The organism is Enterococcus sp. FSL R5-0957, assembly GCF_038008005.1.
Classification (GTDB): Bacteria; Bacillota; Bacilli; order Lactobacillales; family Enterococcaceae; genus Enterococcus_B; species Enterococcus_B faecium.
This window is the reverse complement of record NZ_JBBOYG010000001.1, coordinates 20,741-36,410: the sequence shown is the minus strand read 5'-3', so window position 1 is coordinate 36,410 and position 15,670 is coordinate 20,741. Positions and strand designations below refer to the sequence as shown.

The following is a 15,670-nucleotide window of genomic DNA, read 5'->3' as shown; positions in this document are numbered from 1 at the left end:
AGTTTACCCAGCCGCCAACATAAACAAAAATTGATGATAAAATAAATATAAAAATTTTTTTGCGAAAAAGATTGGTGGGCATTGGAATGGAAACAAATGATTTGCGTATGGTAGAAGAGAATTTTCAATTTGATATACGGGCATCTGGAATTTTATGGAATGAGGAAACAGAGGATATTCTTTTGAGCAGGGAAAACAATGAACAGGGCATCCAAGTATTGCCTGGTGGAGCGGTCAAACGTTTTGAAACAAGTCAACAATCCGTTGTTCGCGAAATGCTGGAGGAAACTGGTTATGAAACAGAAATCGTCCGTTTGCTTGCCCTTATTGAAAGTACCTTTTCAATTGAAGAAAACACAGATAAAACCTATCAGCAAATCAATTTCGTCTATCTTTTGAAACGTGTAGCTCACTCGGATAGACATAAAATCGTTGCATCAGAAGAAAAAGTGCGACCAGTTTGGAAACACAGACAAGAGGTAAAAACCGTGAAACCAACTATATTAAACGAAATCATTGCGGAATTTCCTACTTCTGTCCGCTTTGAAGTATCATTCGATTAATTGAGGTTGTGAAAAAGCCGCTCAGTTTTGAGTATTAAGAAAAAGGTTATGAAAATGACTTTTTCACAACCTTTTTTAGCACATATATTTCTATTTGTCCTTCTATTCTAGTTTTTGTCGAACAACCGTTAAATAATGTTGCAGCCCGACATTCATTACCCACGCAACACCTAAACCGATGAAACTTCCTATGATGATTCCTAAAAAACGATATTCGATCAAAGACATCAGATAGGCCCCGCGAATAAGTGTAGATAGCATCAACGCCATGGGATTAAGAAAAATATTAGCAACTGCGTAATTTCTAGCAACTAGAATTATGCGATTCCGTAAAGAAACGTAATCAGAAAAATCGTCTGCAGTTGCGTGAACGGCACAAATGACAAGACTGCTGACACACATAACCCACCCATCGATCCAATCAGATATTGGACTTGTCGATGCTTCATCGCATCCAAATTTTCCGCCAGCAAAATCGATGCACATGACAAGGTCAACCAATTAAGGATTATGCAGATTCAAGCCATGACTGACATAAACGGACAGAAACAAGGTGGCACTGTAGAAAACAGAATCAATGATCACCAAAGGCTCTTCATGAAACCTTTCTTTTAGAGTCGCTTTTTCAATTGTCTGCTCAGGTCGTGAATCCAGTAATTTTGTAATCACTGCCGCAATCAGAGCAAAAACGACACCCATAAAAAAATAAAGCGAGACGATCGGTAATTGAGCGATTGGCAGCTGCATACTCGTTCCCATGGCAGAAAGCATCGCAAAAAACAAGCCACCTGGTTTAGAGATATGGAATAATCGCAATACGAATCTGCTGGAAAAAGCAACCAAAGCTACAGCAAATGGTTCAAGCCATAAAACATAAGTTGACAAAATCCCTAGAACGAAAGCAAACAAAAGTCCACAACCGATCAAAAACATACGTTTCAGCAAAGATTTCATCGGTATGTTTTGATAATAGAAAAAAGTAAAGATCCCTAATGATGAAAAACTTGAAATCAAAAAGTCATGATTTATGTAACCTAACCATAATACGATAAAGATAAGTAGCATCAGGTTCATGATACGAAAAGGATTATCTTGTATTTTATTGAAACGAAAATAAGTCTTGAACAATCTATCCCTCCTTCCTAGTGATTTGAAAAGAAGCTGAATCAAAATGAAATACCAATCCCGTTTGTCAGCATTACCTAGTATAACAATTATTTCTTGATTTTTCATAAAATTAGTATCAAGAAGCTGGTGCATAGTCTCTAAATCATTCATCGCGCCGGTAAATAAGGGCCAAGCATCCACCCCATCTTGTTTTTTTCTAGGAATAATATGGAAATGAAGGTGAGAGACATGTTCTTCTACTGTCTCATCTTCTGCTTTAATCAAATTGACGCCATCAAAACCGCAATTTTCGACGCAATAAAGAGAAACCGCTCGAATGACGTTCATCAATTCGATAAATAGTTCTTGCTCGCAATCAATTAAATTGACCCGATGTTTTTTGACTAGAGCGATCATATGACCATCGACATCTCCTGCGTTATCTAAAAATACAAGAATATTTTCACTCTCAACTATTTTTCTTCGGTGCAATCTTCCATTCACTATTTTACAAAATAAACAATCCTCCAATTCATCCACCCCTTTGTGGACTAAGAAGGGGTAAGACTTCTCTGTCTTCCCCTTGCTTTTACCAAAATATCGATTAACTATCATGTTTGATCACCTGACTTTCGGTGTCCAGTCAAACTGCAGATCTCACAATTTTCGATACGCTTCTAATTCCTTTTGATTCCCGTATACAAAATGCCCGGGGCGTACTTCCTCGAAAACCGGACCGTCTTTTGTATAATCATGTATGCTAGGATCATACACATGTAATTTTCTTTTCCTTGCTAAAATAGGATCTGGTATAGGCACAGCTGAAAGCAATGCCTTTGTATATGGATGAAGCGGATGGTTGAATAACTCTTCCGTTTCAGCTAGTTCTAAAATATGTCCTTGTCTGATCACAGCGATCCTATCTGAAATAAAACGTACGACTGATAGATCATGAGCGACAAAAAGATATGTCACTTCTCGTTTTTTTTGTGCATCTTTCAGTAAGTTCAACACTTGCGCACGGATCGAAACATCTAAAGCAGAGATTGGTTCGTCCGCTACGACTAATTCAGGTTCCATCACTAATGCACGAGCGATCCCGATCCGTTGTCTTTGACCGCCGGAAAATTCGTGAGGATAGCGGTACATATGCTCTGGAAGTAGTCCGACTTCTTTGATGATTTTTGCCACCTTTTCCAAACGTTCTTCTTCCGAGTGAAACAGGTTAAAATTATAGAGGCCTTCTGAGATAATATATTCTACTGTTGCCCGTTCGTTCAACGATGCGGATGGGTCTTGGAATATCATTTGGATCTTACGGATTTTTTCTGCTTGTTCTTTTTTCGACAAGGGACCATTGATCTTTTTCCCTTCAAAGAGAATATCCCCTTTGCTTGTCGGATTTAACCCAATGATTGCTCTGCCAATCGTCGTTTTGCCTGAACCAGATTCTCCTACGAGAGAGAACGTTTCTCCTTTATAAATATCAAAGTTGGCGTCTTGGACAGCTACGAACTTGCTTTTTCCTTCTCCAAAAGTGATTTCTAAATCTTTTACAGTTAACAAAGTTTTTTTATCAGCTGACAACTTGCTTCCCCCCGTCTTGCTCTTCACTATCCAATTCTGCAGCCAAAGCAATCATTTTTTCATGAAGATTTTCGATTTGTTTTGGTTTAAGTACTTTCGGTGCACGAGGATCCAGCAGCCAAGTCTTCGCAAAATGGGTTTCGGATACTTGGAACATAGGCGGTTCACTAGTAAAATCGACCTTCATCGCATAGGCGCTGCGAGGCGCAAAAGCATCTCCTTGGATATCTTTATATAAAGAAGGTGGTGTTCCTGGTACAGAGTAAAGCACATCTCCTTTTTGTGCTAATTGTGGCAAAGAAGAAAGCAAGCTCCATGTATAGGGATGTTTTGGATCATAAAAAATTTCTTCAACTGTTCCGCTTTCGATGATCTGTCCAGCATACATAACAGCTACTTTGTCTGCTATAGCCGCGACAACGCCCAAATCATGGGTGATAAAAATCGTTGTGAATTGATATTCTTCCTGAAGCTCTTTGATTAGTTCCAAGATTTGTGCCTGGATCGTTACATCCAAAGCGGTTGTCGGTTCATCACAAATCAAGATTTTAGGTCGGCAAGCCAATGCAATAGCAATGACGATCCGTTGTCTCATCCCACCAGAGTATTGGAAAGGATATTCATCATATCTTTTTGCCGCATTAGGGATTCCTGTTTTTTCCATCAATTCGACAGCTAAGCGTTTCGCTTCCTTCGCTGATTTCTTCTGGTGTTTGATGATGACTTCTGAGATTTGTGAGCCAATTGTTTTGATAGGATTCAGTGAAGTCATAGGATCTTGGAAGATCGTCGCGATTTCTTTTCCCCGAATATCTTCCCATTCTTCATCCTTTTTCAATTCGCTTAATATCTTGTCTTTATAGCGGATCGTTCCTGAAGTGATATTGCCGTTTTGTTCCAGCATCCCGGTGAATGTTTTTGTCAGAACTGATTTTCCTGATCCTGATTCACCAACGATGGCTAATGTTTCTTTTTCTTTTAGCTCTAATGAGACATTTCTGATCGCTTTTAATTCACGGTGACGAACATGGAAGCTGACCGAGATGTTTTCTACTGATAAAATTGTTTGATTCTCCATTGTTTGCCTCCTAAATATGTGTTCTTGGATCTGCCGCATCTGCAAGAGTTTGTCCTACGATGTATAAAGAAACAGAAACTAACGCCAGTACAGTCACAGGAATCCAGAAAAGATAAGGGTAATTGCTCATGTTATTCGTATATTTTGCGATTAATCGTCCGAGGGAAGGAACATCACTGCTTAACCCAACGCCTAAGAATGAAAGAAAGGTTTCATATGAAATAAACGAAGGTAGCGCTCTAGATACATCTGTCACGATGATAGAAATCAGATAAGGCAGGATATTACGAAAAATCATCCGCAAGGTCGGTGTTCCTAGTGTTTTTGAGGCTAAATTATACTCGCGGTCGCGGATGATCATGACTTGTACCCAAATAAAGTAAGCTACGCTCAGCCAGCTCGTCACACACATCGCAAAAATCAAATTCCAAAATCCCGAACCAAACGTATAAGAGAGAACGATAACGATCAGTAAAGTTGGCACATTCGAGATGATGTTGTAAATTTCCAACATGAAACGGTCAATTGCTTTAGATGTTCCCCAAATCGCCCCTACTACTACACCAATAACTGTAGTGATCAATGTAGCAATGACACTGATGGAAATCGATGTTTTCGCCCCTGCCCAAACTGCATCGAATAAGGACATGCCGTTAGCATCTGTACCAAACCAAAATTTTGCACTTGGTGGATTATAGCGTTTCGTAAAGTCATTGATATCTTTTACATCCATAAATTTGTATCCGCTGAATAATGGCTGGATAAAGCTCATCAATAAGACAGCCAGCATCAGTATCAGCATAAAAATCGCAACTTTGTTTGAAAAGAATTTACGCATGACCGAACGCCAATACGAATACTTCGGCGTATCAATCTTTTCTGAAGCTAACGAATTCGTTTCTACAAAAATGAATTCGTTCATTTGTTCTGTTTTCACATTTTCCAAGCTATTTTCCTCCTGACGATAGTTTGATTCGCGGATCGACTAATGCCATCGCAATATCCCCGGCTAAGATTGAAAATACGGATACTGTGGTAAAGACAAAAACGATTGCGATAACTAATGGATTGTTATGGGTAATGATCGCATCAGGTAGCATTTTCCCCATACCTGGTGCAGCAAACACTGTTTCTGTGATCGTCGCCCCAGCAATCGCTCCGATGATACTTCCTGGAATCCCATTGACGATTGGGATAGCTGCATTTTTGAAAATGTGTTTTCTAGCAATTTCTTTCGCATTCAAACCTTTTGCTTTCGCAAATTTAACATAATCGGAAGACTGTTGGTCGATCATGTAACGTCTCAGCCAAATAACGATTCCAGAAACAGACAATAGTCCTAGAATCACTGTCGGTAATATATAGGAGCGAATATCTTGTGCGCCCAATGCTGGGAAGGAATCTGGCAAAGAAAACCAGCTGCTTCCAATAAATCGGAAGAAATAGATAAAGGCTAGACTTGGCACGGAGATCAGCACCGTTACGATAGCGATCCCTGCTTTATCTGGTATCTTTCCTTTGTAACGAGCCATCAACATCGCAGCAGGTATACCGATCGCATAAGCAATAATAACAGCGATGGCTCCCATACGAAATGATGTGCCGATCATCGATGGGTCTTGGTGATTCGTGTCTGTGATGACGTAATTATCAGAAAAATATTTTTTGTCTCGTGAAGAGATGTTTTTTGTTTTCTGATATTGACGGAGATAGATATTAGCAGAAGAGCGCGCTGTAAAATCATCATTAAATGTTGTCTCTGTACTTTCTGTTTTCCCTTGTCCTCCTGAGATGATGCTTGTTACCGCTTGTCCGGCAAATGTCGGATATGAAGTGCCTAGATTCAAATGAACGATATTTTGATGGATATAAGGAAATTGTCCATTGAAATAGATTTGGTATTTATATTGTGTTCCTGAACCGACAAGTGCCCAACCGACCAACTCATCGTTTTCGATACGCAGAGAATGTTTTAAGTTAGGATTGCTGGCATCTTTTACTTTCCATGGGTGATCGATTTGGATCATATTCGCATAGAAATTCACTACGCGTTTTACTAATGGAATATCTTTTGTCGCATAATATTCTTTGCTGATTGGAAATTGTTTGAGCGTCCAACCATTTTTCTTCGCCCAATCTTGGTATTTTTCTTCTAACTGCTCAGAAGAGGCTTTTTCTGATGAACTGCTTCCTACTTCTTTTTTCAGTTCTTTCGTCGTGTAGTATTCGATATAACCCATCTTGCTGAAGGCTGTATTTTCATAATCTGCCAGTTCATCTGGTTTTGCCTTTAATTTTCCGTAATTCACATCATTTTGAAATATCGTTTTTCTCGGAACAAGTGAATAGATCACCGCATAGGTTAAGGTAGTTACAAGAAAAATACTAAGTATAGAGCGCAGGGCCCTAAATAAAAGGTATCTTTTCACAATTTTCCCTCTCTTTCATCATATGAGTAAAAAAGGCTACAATAGAAATTGAAAGCCTTTTTTACTATTCATTCAGCTAAATTACTTAGAACTTGTTGTTTCTGCTTCTTTCGCAGTTTCTTCTTTTTTTGTTTCCCAAGCTTTCTTCGCTTTGTCGTATTGATCTGTTGTGACGATATCGCTTTGTACTTCTACATATTTCAATTTGTTTGCAGCAATACCTGCCCAACCATATGGTCCGCTAAATGGTACTACATTTGTGACACGCGGCGTCCCACCATCTGCATAAATTGGTACTTGCAAAGCATTATCTAACAACCAAGCTTCTGCATCTGCATAAGCAGTGTAACGAGCATCTAAATCATCAGTGATAGCAGCGGCTTTATCCAATAATGCGTCGTATTCAGACAAGTTGATTGCTTTTTTCGCAGCAGTTGATGGATCCGTTCCTTGTACTACGGCAGAAGCTTCCAGTCCAAGTGTATGGATCATATCCCCTTTGCGTGAATCATAGATATTCAAGTAAGAAGATGGATCAGTGTAGTCTGGACCCCAACCAGAGGCATTTGTAATGTCAAAGTCGCCAGCTTGTCCGGTCGTCGCTTGATAAGTAGCAGCTAAATATTTATCTTCATTCAATAGTTGAATATCAACCACTACGTTATCTGATCCTAAAGAAGTTTCCACTGATTTTTTCAAAGATTTGACCATGTTGACACTAATCTCAGAAGTTTCCTCAACTGGCATATCTAAATGAATAGGGAATTGCACACCTTTTGCTTCTAGTTCTGTTTTTGCTTTTTCCATATATTCTTTGGCTTTGTCTGCGTTATAATACCCATCTTGTCCATCAGATAAATTTACATCGCCAAAAGCATCGGAATCCAGTGCTTTTAATTTACTTGCCACTGTATCACCGTAAGGTTTTCCGCCAATTTCTACAAAATCGGCAGGAACAAGTGTATTACGTAATGCTTTAGTGGCTCCTTCTTCTCCTACACTTTGTGCGTTATAGCTTTTCTTATCAAATCCGAATAGAATAGCTAAACGGAAATTGCGGTCTAAAATAGCTTTCTGTGTATCTTCTTTTTCTTTATCTGTTGTTTTTGAAGTTGCATCAAATGTACCTCGGTTAAAGTTAAATGTTAAATTGTATGTGGATCCACCTGTTTGAGACCAAGTCACACCATCTGGATAAGCTTTTGTTACGTCTTTATATCCTGGTGAATTTGGATAAACACGAGCAAGAGATAATTCTCCATTTTCGTAAGATTTAAATAACCCATCGGGATCACTTCCATCATTGTAGGTCCATTTTACTGTGTCTAAATGGACATTTTTAGGATCCCAATAAGATTCATTCTTCGTATATTCGATAACTGATTTAGCTGTATTGTTTGCAAGGATGAAGGGTCCATTATAAAGGATGGAGTCTGGTGTTGGTTTACCGAAATCTTTCCCTTTTGATTTTAGGAACTCTTCATTGATTGGATATAAGATACCGTAAGTCGTTTTTGAGTTCCAGAATGGTTCAGGTTTATTCAATGTGTATTGCAACGTGTAGTCATCTACTGCTTTTACCCCAACAGTAGAAAAATCATTCGTTTTACCATCTATATAATCAGATAAGCCTTTGATACTATCTGCCACGATATATAACGTTTCTGATTGTACATCTACCGCGTGTTTCAACCCAGTAACAAAGTCATTTGCTGTCACATCAGTCCCATACTCATTTCCTTCACTATCCACCCAAGGAACACCTTTGCGAAGATGATACGTATAAGTCAACCCGTCATCACTAACTTCCCATGACTTAGCCATATCGCCTTTCAGGTTCCCGTATTGGTCATTTTCCAAAAGACCTTCCACAAAGTTAGTATAGTGGTCACTATTCGTTTTACGGGATGAGAATGTGTAATCTAGCGTTTCAAGATCTGTTACATATACAGAACTATATTCTGATACAAGGTCACTTTTCTTTGAAGAGCTAGACCCTTTTGCATTACTCCCACATGCTCCCAGCATAACGGCACTTACTAGAAGCAAAGCTAAAACTTTTTTCATATAATGTATATCCCCCTCTTATTTATACTGCTTTCACCCTTTTCAACCCCTATTAACCAGATAATTGCGCAACATGTTTAATCGCGAATTGTAAAATTAAGTTAGAAAAATAAAAAGGCATTTATGGTACACTCAAATTGTATTTCCGACGAAAGAAAACAAAGGAGTGTAACCATAAATGACCTACAAACATCTTACCATAGACGAACTGACAATGATAGAATCATATTATCTTCAACATAATAAGCCGGTTGAAATCGCTAACCGAATGGGACGTGCTATACAAACTATTTATAATGTAGTCAATAAGTTCAAGCAAGGTAAGACTGCTCTTGATTATTGGCACCAGTATAAAGAAAATAAGAAAAAATGTGGTAGAAAAGTCATTCAATTACCTGCTCATGAAGTAGATTACATTAAAGAGAAAGTCACTCTTGGTTGGACGCCTGACGTCATTATCGGGCGAAAAGAAAGACCTGTTTCATGCGGTATGAGAACCCTTTATCGTTTATTTTCTAAAGGAATATTTGATATTGACACACTACCGATGAAAGGTAAAAGAAAACCCAATGGCCATCAGGAAAAACGGGGAAAACAACAGTATCAGCGCTCAATCCATGATCGACCTGATAATTATCCTGATTTCAATTCTGAGTTTGGTCACCTTGAAGGTGATACGATCGTTGGCATTCATCATAAAAGTGCCGTCATTACTTTAGTTGAAAGATTATCTAAAGTCATTATCACGATTAAACCCAACGGCCGTAAGGCATTAGATATTGAAACTGCCCTTAATCAATGGTTTTCTCGCTTCCCTAAAAACTTCTTTAAATCTATTACGTTTGACTGTGGAAAAGAATTTTCTAACTGGAAAGCCATTAGTAACCAACATGATATTGATATATATTTTGCGGACCCTGGAACACCTTCTCAACGCCCATTAAACGAGAATTCTAACGGGATTCTGCGTCGTAATGGACTGCCGAAATCAATGGATTTTAGAGAAGTGAATCAGACATTTATTTCCAGTGTCAGCAATCAACGTAATCATATTCCAAGAAAATCATTGAATTACAGAACACCAATCGAAATATTTTTGAGCTATGTACAAGAAGCATTTTATTCTAGCTTAATTTGACAAATCATATAATTATTAAAAATAATCTTTGAGAGGAAAAAGTGAACGAATAAAAATTACTTAAGTTATATATTTGAATATTTTCTCATTTTAAACTCATTTAAAAGAAACCGGATTCCCAACAAAAAAGCTTCTAATTTTCGTACGATAACTACGTTGGTCCTTAAACTTCATACTTTTTTATGATTTTTCAGCGGTTTTCGATGGTATACTTTTTAGATGGAGGAGATGTCTATGCGGTATATATCAAAATTTTTATTAGGGATTTATTTATTCTTTCTATTATGGTTGATTTTATTCAAGCTATCATTTAATCTTCCACAATTTCTCACTTATTCTTACAGCAATGTCAATCTCGTCCCTTTTTCTACTTTTTCTTTTGAAAATACGACGGTTTTGCGCGAGACCACTTATAACTTCATTGTCTTTTTTCCTTTTGGGGTGCTTTTGAATGTCAATTTCAAAGGGCTTTCCTTTTCTAAAAAATTAGGGATCATTTTCCTTGTAAGCTTCTTCGCAGAGTTTATTCAATTCCTATTCGGTATTGGCGTAGCGGATATCACTGATGTAATTACTAATACAACAGGAGGTCTGATTGGATTATGGTTCTATCAGCTTTTAAACAAACACATATCGACAAATAAGTTGGATCGCCTAGCCGTTATTTTGGGGTACGTTTTATTGTTATTTCTAATCGTAGCTTTTTTATTTTTGACACGTACTATCCGTCTTCGATAAAATCGTTCATAAAAAAGGACCGTCACAGATACATTCCAGTGTGTACCTATGACAGTCCTTTTTTATTCAATTATTGATTCTCAAAAAAATCGATTTTCACCTCTGCTATTTGGAGTATACATCTTACACATTGAAGCAGTCAGGATATGTTTCCCTTTGTTTTTTATCAAAAAATAGTAAAGTAACGGTTATGTCTATTTTCAGATTAATTACATTAATGAAATGTCCTTTTCCTTGAAAAACAAGTATTATCATAACTCCTTCATAATTTAAGTACGCATTTTAATCAAAAATGATTATTTTTTTAGCTTACATGCTTTAAATCTTCGCATTTTCCTATTCGATACTTAAATCGATTGAGAAATCTTCGTTCTTCTTTATACCTCGTATAGGTATATCTATTTATTGTAAAAAGCTTGTTCTATAAATAATTTTTCTTCTTTTCTATCATTTTTCTCTCTTATGAAGGTATCTTTTTCCTTGATTTCTGCCAGTAGATTTTACCTGATCCTACTTTTTGAAGGCATTTCAAAGGAAAAAGTAGCAGTTTTTAGAAGTAGCAGAGAAATCAAAACAAGTGTATCGTTATTTTTTAACTATTAAATAACACGTAAAATATAGTTGGTTCGTTATTTTTCACTCTTCTGAATTTACTTTTTTAACCCCATCTGAACTCTTGTTAATATTTATTCATTTCTATTGTATATCCCCTGACAAAAGACATCTATATGCCTCCTTTAACTAATCTATTGTTTTTTTAGCTATCATAAAGTTATCCACTGTGGAAAAACTAACGATTTTTTTCGATACACTTTTTTAAAAATTTTTTCCACAAATAAAAACATGTTTACAGCAGTATGGTTCTGCTGTAAACATGTTTTTATTAAATAGATAGAATATTAGCTTACATAAAGATGTTTATTTTTTTATTGCTGCGAATAATGTCAAAAATACCGTGACACCAACTACTGTCCAAGTCAAATGACCTTGATCCAAATAAATAAGCATCGTGACAAAACTAGTAATCAGTCCTACATGAAGTCTTTTTTGATCCATCTGCATCCCTCTTTGAATACTAGTATCACTCGGATATTTGATCGTTTGTTTATTTTTTCTATATTTTTCTCTTAAATTTTAAACACGGATCATTTTACCGATATTGTGATTCGATGGTACGGCTTGGGATGATCCAAGCAGCAAGAATCACGATGTTTGCGATCATCACGGCTACTGGCGCTACTAAATAGCCTAAGACAATTCCTAAAACATTCAGCATCGTCTTCAATGCTTTCTCGTGACCCTTATTTGCTTTGACAAGTTCTTTTGCCAAGATATAATACGCAATGTTAGCGGTCAAGGTAACAAAACCATAAGTCATTTCTGGAGCCAGACTATTGATGTACTCACTAATTCATGAAGTGGCAAATGGAAAAAGTGAAAGCGCAAAAATAAAGAAACTGTTCGCCCATAAGACCCGTCCATTTATCTTATGTACAACTTGAAATAAATGATGATGATTGTTCCAGTAAATCGCTAAGATGATGAAACTGACAATATAGATAAAAAATCGGTAACCTAATGCAGCGAGCGCCTCCCACGTATCTCCGTTAGGTTCATGAAGTTCTAAAACTAAAATAGTCATGATAATGGCGATTACAGCATCTGTAAATGCTTCAAGACGATTTTTAGGCATGATATTCTCCTCCTTTTCCGCTCTATTTTAGATGATAAACAAGGGAAAAAGCAATTGTTTGATCATTTAAGTAGATGAAGTAAAAATCAGTCTGCAGTTGGAGGTGTTTTTAGAGAATCCCTGTTATACTTTTTCTATAGTAAAGAATGAACAAGAGGAGGGTTTTGTATGCGTCAAAAAAATATGTTCTTAAATATCTTCATGGTTCTTTTAGTGTTGATTGCCGCTAGCTTTGTCATCAGTCTTTTTGTTAGTATTGTAAGTGGCCTTTTATGGTTTGCGGTCAAAGTTTTGATTCCGATCGCACTTATCATCTGGCTCGTTCGTTGGATCAAAGGCAATACACATAGAAAAAACTATTATTAATGAATCACATTATCACTCCGTTATGATATAACTTACTTAAAAATAGGGTCGCGACATAAGTTCGCGGCCCTATTTGATATATCATATATGGATTTTCCCAATTATCCTAATGCCACATCCAAGATCATCATAATGATAAATCCGCTCATGACACCAAAAACTGCAAAATGACGTTTGCTGGACAATGTCTGCTGTGCTTCGGGAATCAATTCTTCCACCACGACATAAATCATCGCTCCTGCAGCAAAAGCAAGTGCATAAGGAAGCAGCAGCTCCACTTTCGTTACTAGTAGTGCGCCAATCACCCCAGCGATTGGTTCAACGATTCCAGAAGCTTGTCCGTAAACAAAGGCCTTTTTACGGCTCAGACCTTCTTGTCGCAATGGGATTGATACAGCTGCTCCTTCTGGGAAGTTTTGGATACCAATACCTAGCGCTACCGAAACAACGGCTAATATAGCGGCTGTCGGATTATCCGCAGTTGCTGCTGCACCGAATGCTACCCCTACGGCTAAACCTTCAGGAACATTATGCAATGTAATAGAAAAAACAAGCAAGATTGTCCGCTTTAAATGGGTATGCAATCCTTCTGCTTCATGTTGCGGTCCAAAATGCATATGAGGCAGTGTTTTATCTGCCATATATAAAAACACCCCACCTAAACCAAATCCAATACTTACAACTAGCCAAGCAATATCTCCATTTTCTTCTGCTTTTGTAATCGCTGGATCAAGCAAGGACCAAAAACTTGCAGCAATCATGACACCAGAAGCAAATCCTAACATCAAATTTAGCACTTCTTTTTTGATTTCTTTAAAGAAAAAAACCAATCCGGCACCAAGAGCTGTCATAAAATAAGTGAAAGCTGTCCCAGCAAGTGCTTGCTGCCAAGGCTCAAGCCTCAATAGCCATTCAACCATGCCATTCCCCTCTCTTGAATCTATTTATGTACTACTCTAGCATATTCCCAAAAACATGACTACATTTTTGTGAAAAGACGAATTAGTTGGGATTTTCGATAGGAAGTTCTATACTCTAGATACAAAAAATTTATGGATCATCATTGCTAAAGGAGTGAAACACCATGTCAAAAATCAATGCAGGAGTCGCAATGGTAAAAGTTCTTGAAAGCTGGGGCATCGACCATATTTATGGCATTCCCGGAGGATCTTTCAATTCGATTATGGATGCGCTATATCACGAAAAAAACGAAATCAAATATATTCAAGTCCGTCATGAAGAAGTCGGTGCACTAGCAGCAGCCGCAGATGCAAAATTAACCGGGAAAGTCGGCGCTGTCTTCGGCTCTGCAGGACCTGGTGCGACACATTTGATCAATGGTTTGTATGATGCACAAATGGACCATGTGCCTCTAGTAGCGTTCTTAGGACAAGTCGCTTCTACATCCATGAACTATAACTCTTTCCAAGAATTAAACGAAAATCCTATTTTCGCAGATGTCAGCGTATACAATCGTACAGTCATGACGCCCCAAAGTCTTCCACATGTCGTAGATGAAGCCATTAAAGCCGCCTATGAGCATAAAGGTGTGGCTATCGTGACGATTCCTGTTGATCTTGGTTTTGAAGAAATTGATGAACAACCTTTCTCTACTGCTCACACTCACAAAACAAGTGTGATATTACCAGAAGAAAAAGATCTGCTGGCTGCTTTGCCTTATCTTGAAAAAGCAAAAAAACCAGTTCTTTATGTTGGTCAAGGAACGCGAAACGGATTTCCGCAAATCAAAGAATTCTCAGAACATTTTTCAGTTCCTATTGTCGCTTCCGTTCTAGCAAAAGGAATTATTCCTGATGATTATGAAAACTTTCTTGGTTTTGCTGGACGTGTCGCTACTAAACCCGGAAATGAAGCATTGGCAGAAGCCGATCTGATCTTATTTGTCGGTAGCGATTTCCCATTTGGACGTGCATTTTTTAATCCAACTGCTGAATTTATCCAAATCGATATTGATGCGTCAAAATTCGGACGGCGCCATGAAACATCGCTGTCGATTCTCGGTGATGCAAACACAGCTTTGCAAAAACTGGTCGAATTAGGTGATGCTCGTCCTGCTGATAGCTGGTACCTAGCAAATCAGGAAAATAAAGAAAAATGGGTAAATTGGTTGAAATCTTTTGAAGATCGTGAGGAAGAAACGATTCGACCAGAGGCTGTCTATAAAGAAATCAATCGGATTGCTGAAGACGATGCGATTTTCGTCACAGATGTCGGTAACACGACTATCCATTCTATTCGCTTATTAAATATGAACGGTAAACAAAAACATACAACCTCTGGATGGTTCGCAACTATGGGTAATGGTGTGCCTGGAGGAATTGCCGCACAACTAAGCTACCCAGAAAAACAAGTATTTACCTTAAGTGGTGATGGCGGATTTGCTATGGTCATGCAAGATATCATTACACAAGTCAAATATCAGCTTCCAATTGTCAATGTTGTTTTTTCTAATGATTCTTTTGGTTTCATCGAAGCAGAACAAGAAGATACGGAACAAAAGAAATTCGGTGTATTTTTAGAAGATGCAGATTTCGGTAAAGTTGGAGAAGCCCTCGGTGCAAAAAGCTTTACAGTCACAGAATACTCGCAACTTCGGTTTGCCTTTGATGCAGCCGCAAAATCAGACCGTCCTGTAGTGATCGATGTGAAAATCAATAACAAGCGTCCATTGCCAGTAGAAGATCTTCATTTAGATCCAAGAAAATATTCTGAAGAAGAAATCCAAGCATTCAAAGAAAAATATGAAGTCCATGATTTGCCAGTATTGAATGAATTATATGAAAAGAGGTTGTGACAACTGCGCTATGCTTCGAGTAATAAGAACGATGGACAGAAAATAGTTCCTCATATTTTCTAGGACGGCGATCTTATTACCGAGAAGCA

The 15,670-nt window shown here is 37.8% G+C and carries 12 protein-coding genes and 3 pseudogenes; 5 read left to right on the top strand and 10 right to left on the bottom strand.

The window, feature by feature from the left end:
- Positions 1-86 precede the first annotated feature (86 nt).
- On the top strand, positions 87-563 hold the full coding sequence (locus tag MKX69_RS00155; RefSeq protein WP_202765498.1) for an NUDIX domain-containing protein: 477 nt from the start codon (positions 87-89) through the stop codon (positions 561-563).
- Between the two features lie 102 nt (positions 564-665).
- On the opposite strand, the pseudogene MKX69_RS00150 reads toward MKX69_RS00155, so the two are convergent.
- The 7 genes and pseudogenes from MKX69_RS00150 to MKX69_RS00120 all read right to left on the bottom strand — a co-directional run bounded on the left by MKX69_RS00150 (position 666) and on the right by MKX69_RS00120 (position 8,831).
- Positions 666-1,691, bottom strand: a pseudogene (locus MKX69_RS00150) (FUSC family protein).
- A 114-nt stretch (positions 1,692-1,805) separates the two neighbouring features.
- Positions 1,806-2,201, bottom strand: a pseudogene (locus tag MKX69_RS00145) (HIT domain-containing protein); the annotation flags it as partial.
- 126 nt (positions 2,202-2,327) lie between these two features.
- Positions 2,328-3,257 carry an ATP-binding cassette domain-containing protein gene (locus MKX69_RS00140; protein WP_002292658.1) on the bottom strand — a complete coding sequence of 310 codons (930 nt, stop codon included), beginning with the start codon at positions 3,255-3,257 and terminating at the stop codon, positions 2,328-2,330.
- Positions 3,247-4,335 carry an ABC transporter ATP-binding protein gene (locus tag MKX69_RS00135; protein ID WP_002292656.1) on the bottom strand — a complete coding sequence of 363 codons (1,089 nt, stop codon included), beginning with the start codon at positions 4,333-4,335 and terminating at the stop codon, positions 3,247-3,249. The genes MKX69_RS00140 and MKX69_RS00135 overlap by 11 nt, the downstream gene beginning before the upstream one ends.
- Positions 4,336-4,345: 10 nt before the next feature.
- Positions 4,346-5,257 carry an oligopeptide ABC transporter permease OppC gene (gene oppC / locus MKX69_RS00130; RefSeq protein ID WP_341010462.1) on the bottom strand — a complete coding sequence of 304 codons (912 nt, stop codon included), beginning with the start codon at positions 5,255-5,257 and terminating at the stop codon, positions 4,346-4,348.
- A gap of 25 nt (positions 5,258-5,282) precedes the next feature.
- Positions 5,283-6,764, bottom strand: coding sequence for an ABC transporter permease (locus MKX69_RS00125; RefSeq protein ID WP_341008220.1), 1,482 nt, complete (start codon positions 6,762-6,764; stop codon positions 5,283-5,285).
- Positions 6,765-6,845: 81 nt separating this feature from the next.
- On the bottom strand, positions 6,846-8,831 hold the full coding sequence (locus MKX69_RS00120) for a peptide ABC transporter substrate-binding protein (protein ID WP_341008218.1): 1,986 nt from the start codon (positions 8,829-8,831) through the stop codon (positions 6,846-6,848).
- A gap of 178 nt (positions 8,832-9,009) precedes the next feature.
- Here MKX69_RS00120 and MKX69_RS00115 point away from each other — a divergent pair, with 178 nt between their 5' ends.
- Positions 9,010-9,969 carry an IS30-like element IS6770 family transposase gene (locus MKX69_RS00115; protein WP_002293280.1) on the top strand — a complete coding sequence of 320 codons (960 nt, stop codon included), beginning with the start codon at positions 9,010-9,012 and terminating at the stop codon, positions 9,967-9,969.
- Between the two features lie 234 nt (positions 9,970-10,203).
- On the top strand, positions 10,204-10,707 hold the full coding sequence (locus tag MKX69_RS00110; protein WP_002315482.1) for a VanZ family protein: 504 nt from the start codon (positions 10,204-10,206) through the stop codon (positions 10,705-10,707).
- Positions 10,708-11,625: 918 nt separating this feature from the next.
- Here the strand turns inward: MKX69_RS00110 and MKX69_RS00105 are convergent.
- On the bottom strand, positions 11,626-11,763 hold the full coding sequence (locus MKX69_RS00105; protein WP_002319331.1) for a hypothetical protein: 138 nt from the start codon (positions 11,761-11,763) through the stop codon (positions 11,626-11,628).
- Between the two features lie 94 nt (positions 11,764-11,857).
- Positions 11,858-12,400, bottom strand: a pseudogene (locus tag MKX69_RS00100) (TMEM175 family protein).
- 168 nt (positions 12,401-12,568) lie between these two features.
- Here MKX69_RS00100 and MKX69_RS00095 point away from each other — a divergent pair.
- On the top strand, positions 12,569-12,766 hold the full coding sequence (locus MKX69_RS00095; protein ID WP_341008215.1) for a hypothetical protein: 198 nt from the start codon (positions 12,569-12,571) through the stop codon (positions 12,764-12,766).
- Between the two features lie 101 nt (positions 12,767-12,867).
- Here MKX69_RS00095 and MKX69_RS00090 read toward each other — a convergent pair whose 3' ends face one another.
- Complete coding sequence (locus MKX69_RS00090; protein WP_341008213.1) at positions 12,868-13,686, bottom strand: ZIP family metal transporter; 819 nt, start codon at positions 13,684-13,686, stop codon at positions 12,868-12,870.
- A gap of 164 nt (positions 13,687-13,850) precedes the next feature.
- On the opposite strand from MKX69_RS00090, the gene spxB reads away from it, so the two are divergent.
- Positions 13,851-15,581, top strand: coding sequence for a pyruvate oxidase (gene spxB, locus MKX69_RS00085; protein ID WP_341008211.1), 1,731 nt, complete (start codon positions 13,851-13,853; stop codon positions 15,579-15,581).
- Positions 15,582-15,670: the final 89 nt, after the last annotated feature.

What these genes read in the sequence shown, in the direction of transcription:
- MKX69_RS00155 (WP_202765498.1), top strand. Translation starts at nt 87, where the DNA reads ATGGAAACAAATGATTTGCGTATGGTAGAAGAGAATTTTCAATTTGAT.
- MKX69_RS00135 (WP_002292656.1), bottom strand. Translation starts at nt 4,335, where the DNA reads ATGGAGAATCAAACAATTTTATCAGTAGAAAACATCTCGGTCAGCTTC.
- oppC (WP_341010462.1), bottom strand. Translation starts at nt 5,257, where the DNA reads ATGAACGAATTCATTTTTGTAGAAACGAATTCGTTAGCTTCAGAAAAG.
- MKX69_RS00120 (WP_341008218.1), bottom strand. Translation starts at nt 8,831, where the DNA reads ATGAAAAAAGTTTTAGCTTTGCTTCTAGTAAGTGCCGTTATGCTGGGA.
- MKX69_RS00115 (WP_002293280.1), top strand. Translation starts at nt 9,010, where the DNA reads ATGACCTACAAACATCTTACCATAGACGAACTGACAATGATAGAATCA.
- MKX69_RS00110 (WP_002315482.1), top strand. Translation starts at nt 10,204, where the DNA reads ATGCGGTATATATCAAAATTTTTATTAGGGATTTATTTATTCTTTCTA.
- MKX69_RS00105 (WP_002319331.1), bottom strand. Translation starts at nt 11,763, where the DNA reads ATGGATCAAAAAAGACTTCATGTAGGACTGATTACTAGTTTTGTCACG.
- MKX69_RS00095 (WP_341008215.1), top strand. Translation starts at nt 12,569, where the DNA reads ATGCGTCAAAAAAATATGTTCTTAAATATCTTCATGGTTCTTTTAGTG.
- MKX69_RS00090 (WP_341008213.1), bottom strand. Translation starts at nt 13,686, where the DNA reads ATGGTTGAATGGCTATTGAGGCTTGAGCCTTGGCAGCAAGCACTTGCT.
- spxB (WP_341008211.1), top strand. Translation starts at nt 13,851, where the DNA reads ATGTCAAAAATCAATGCAGGAGTCGCAATGGTAAAAGTTCTTGAAAGC.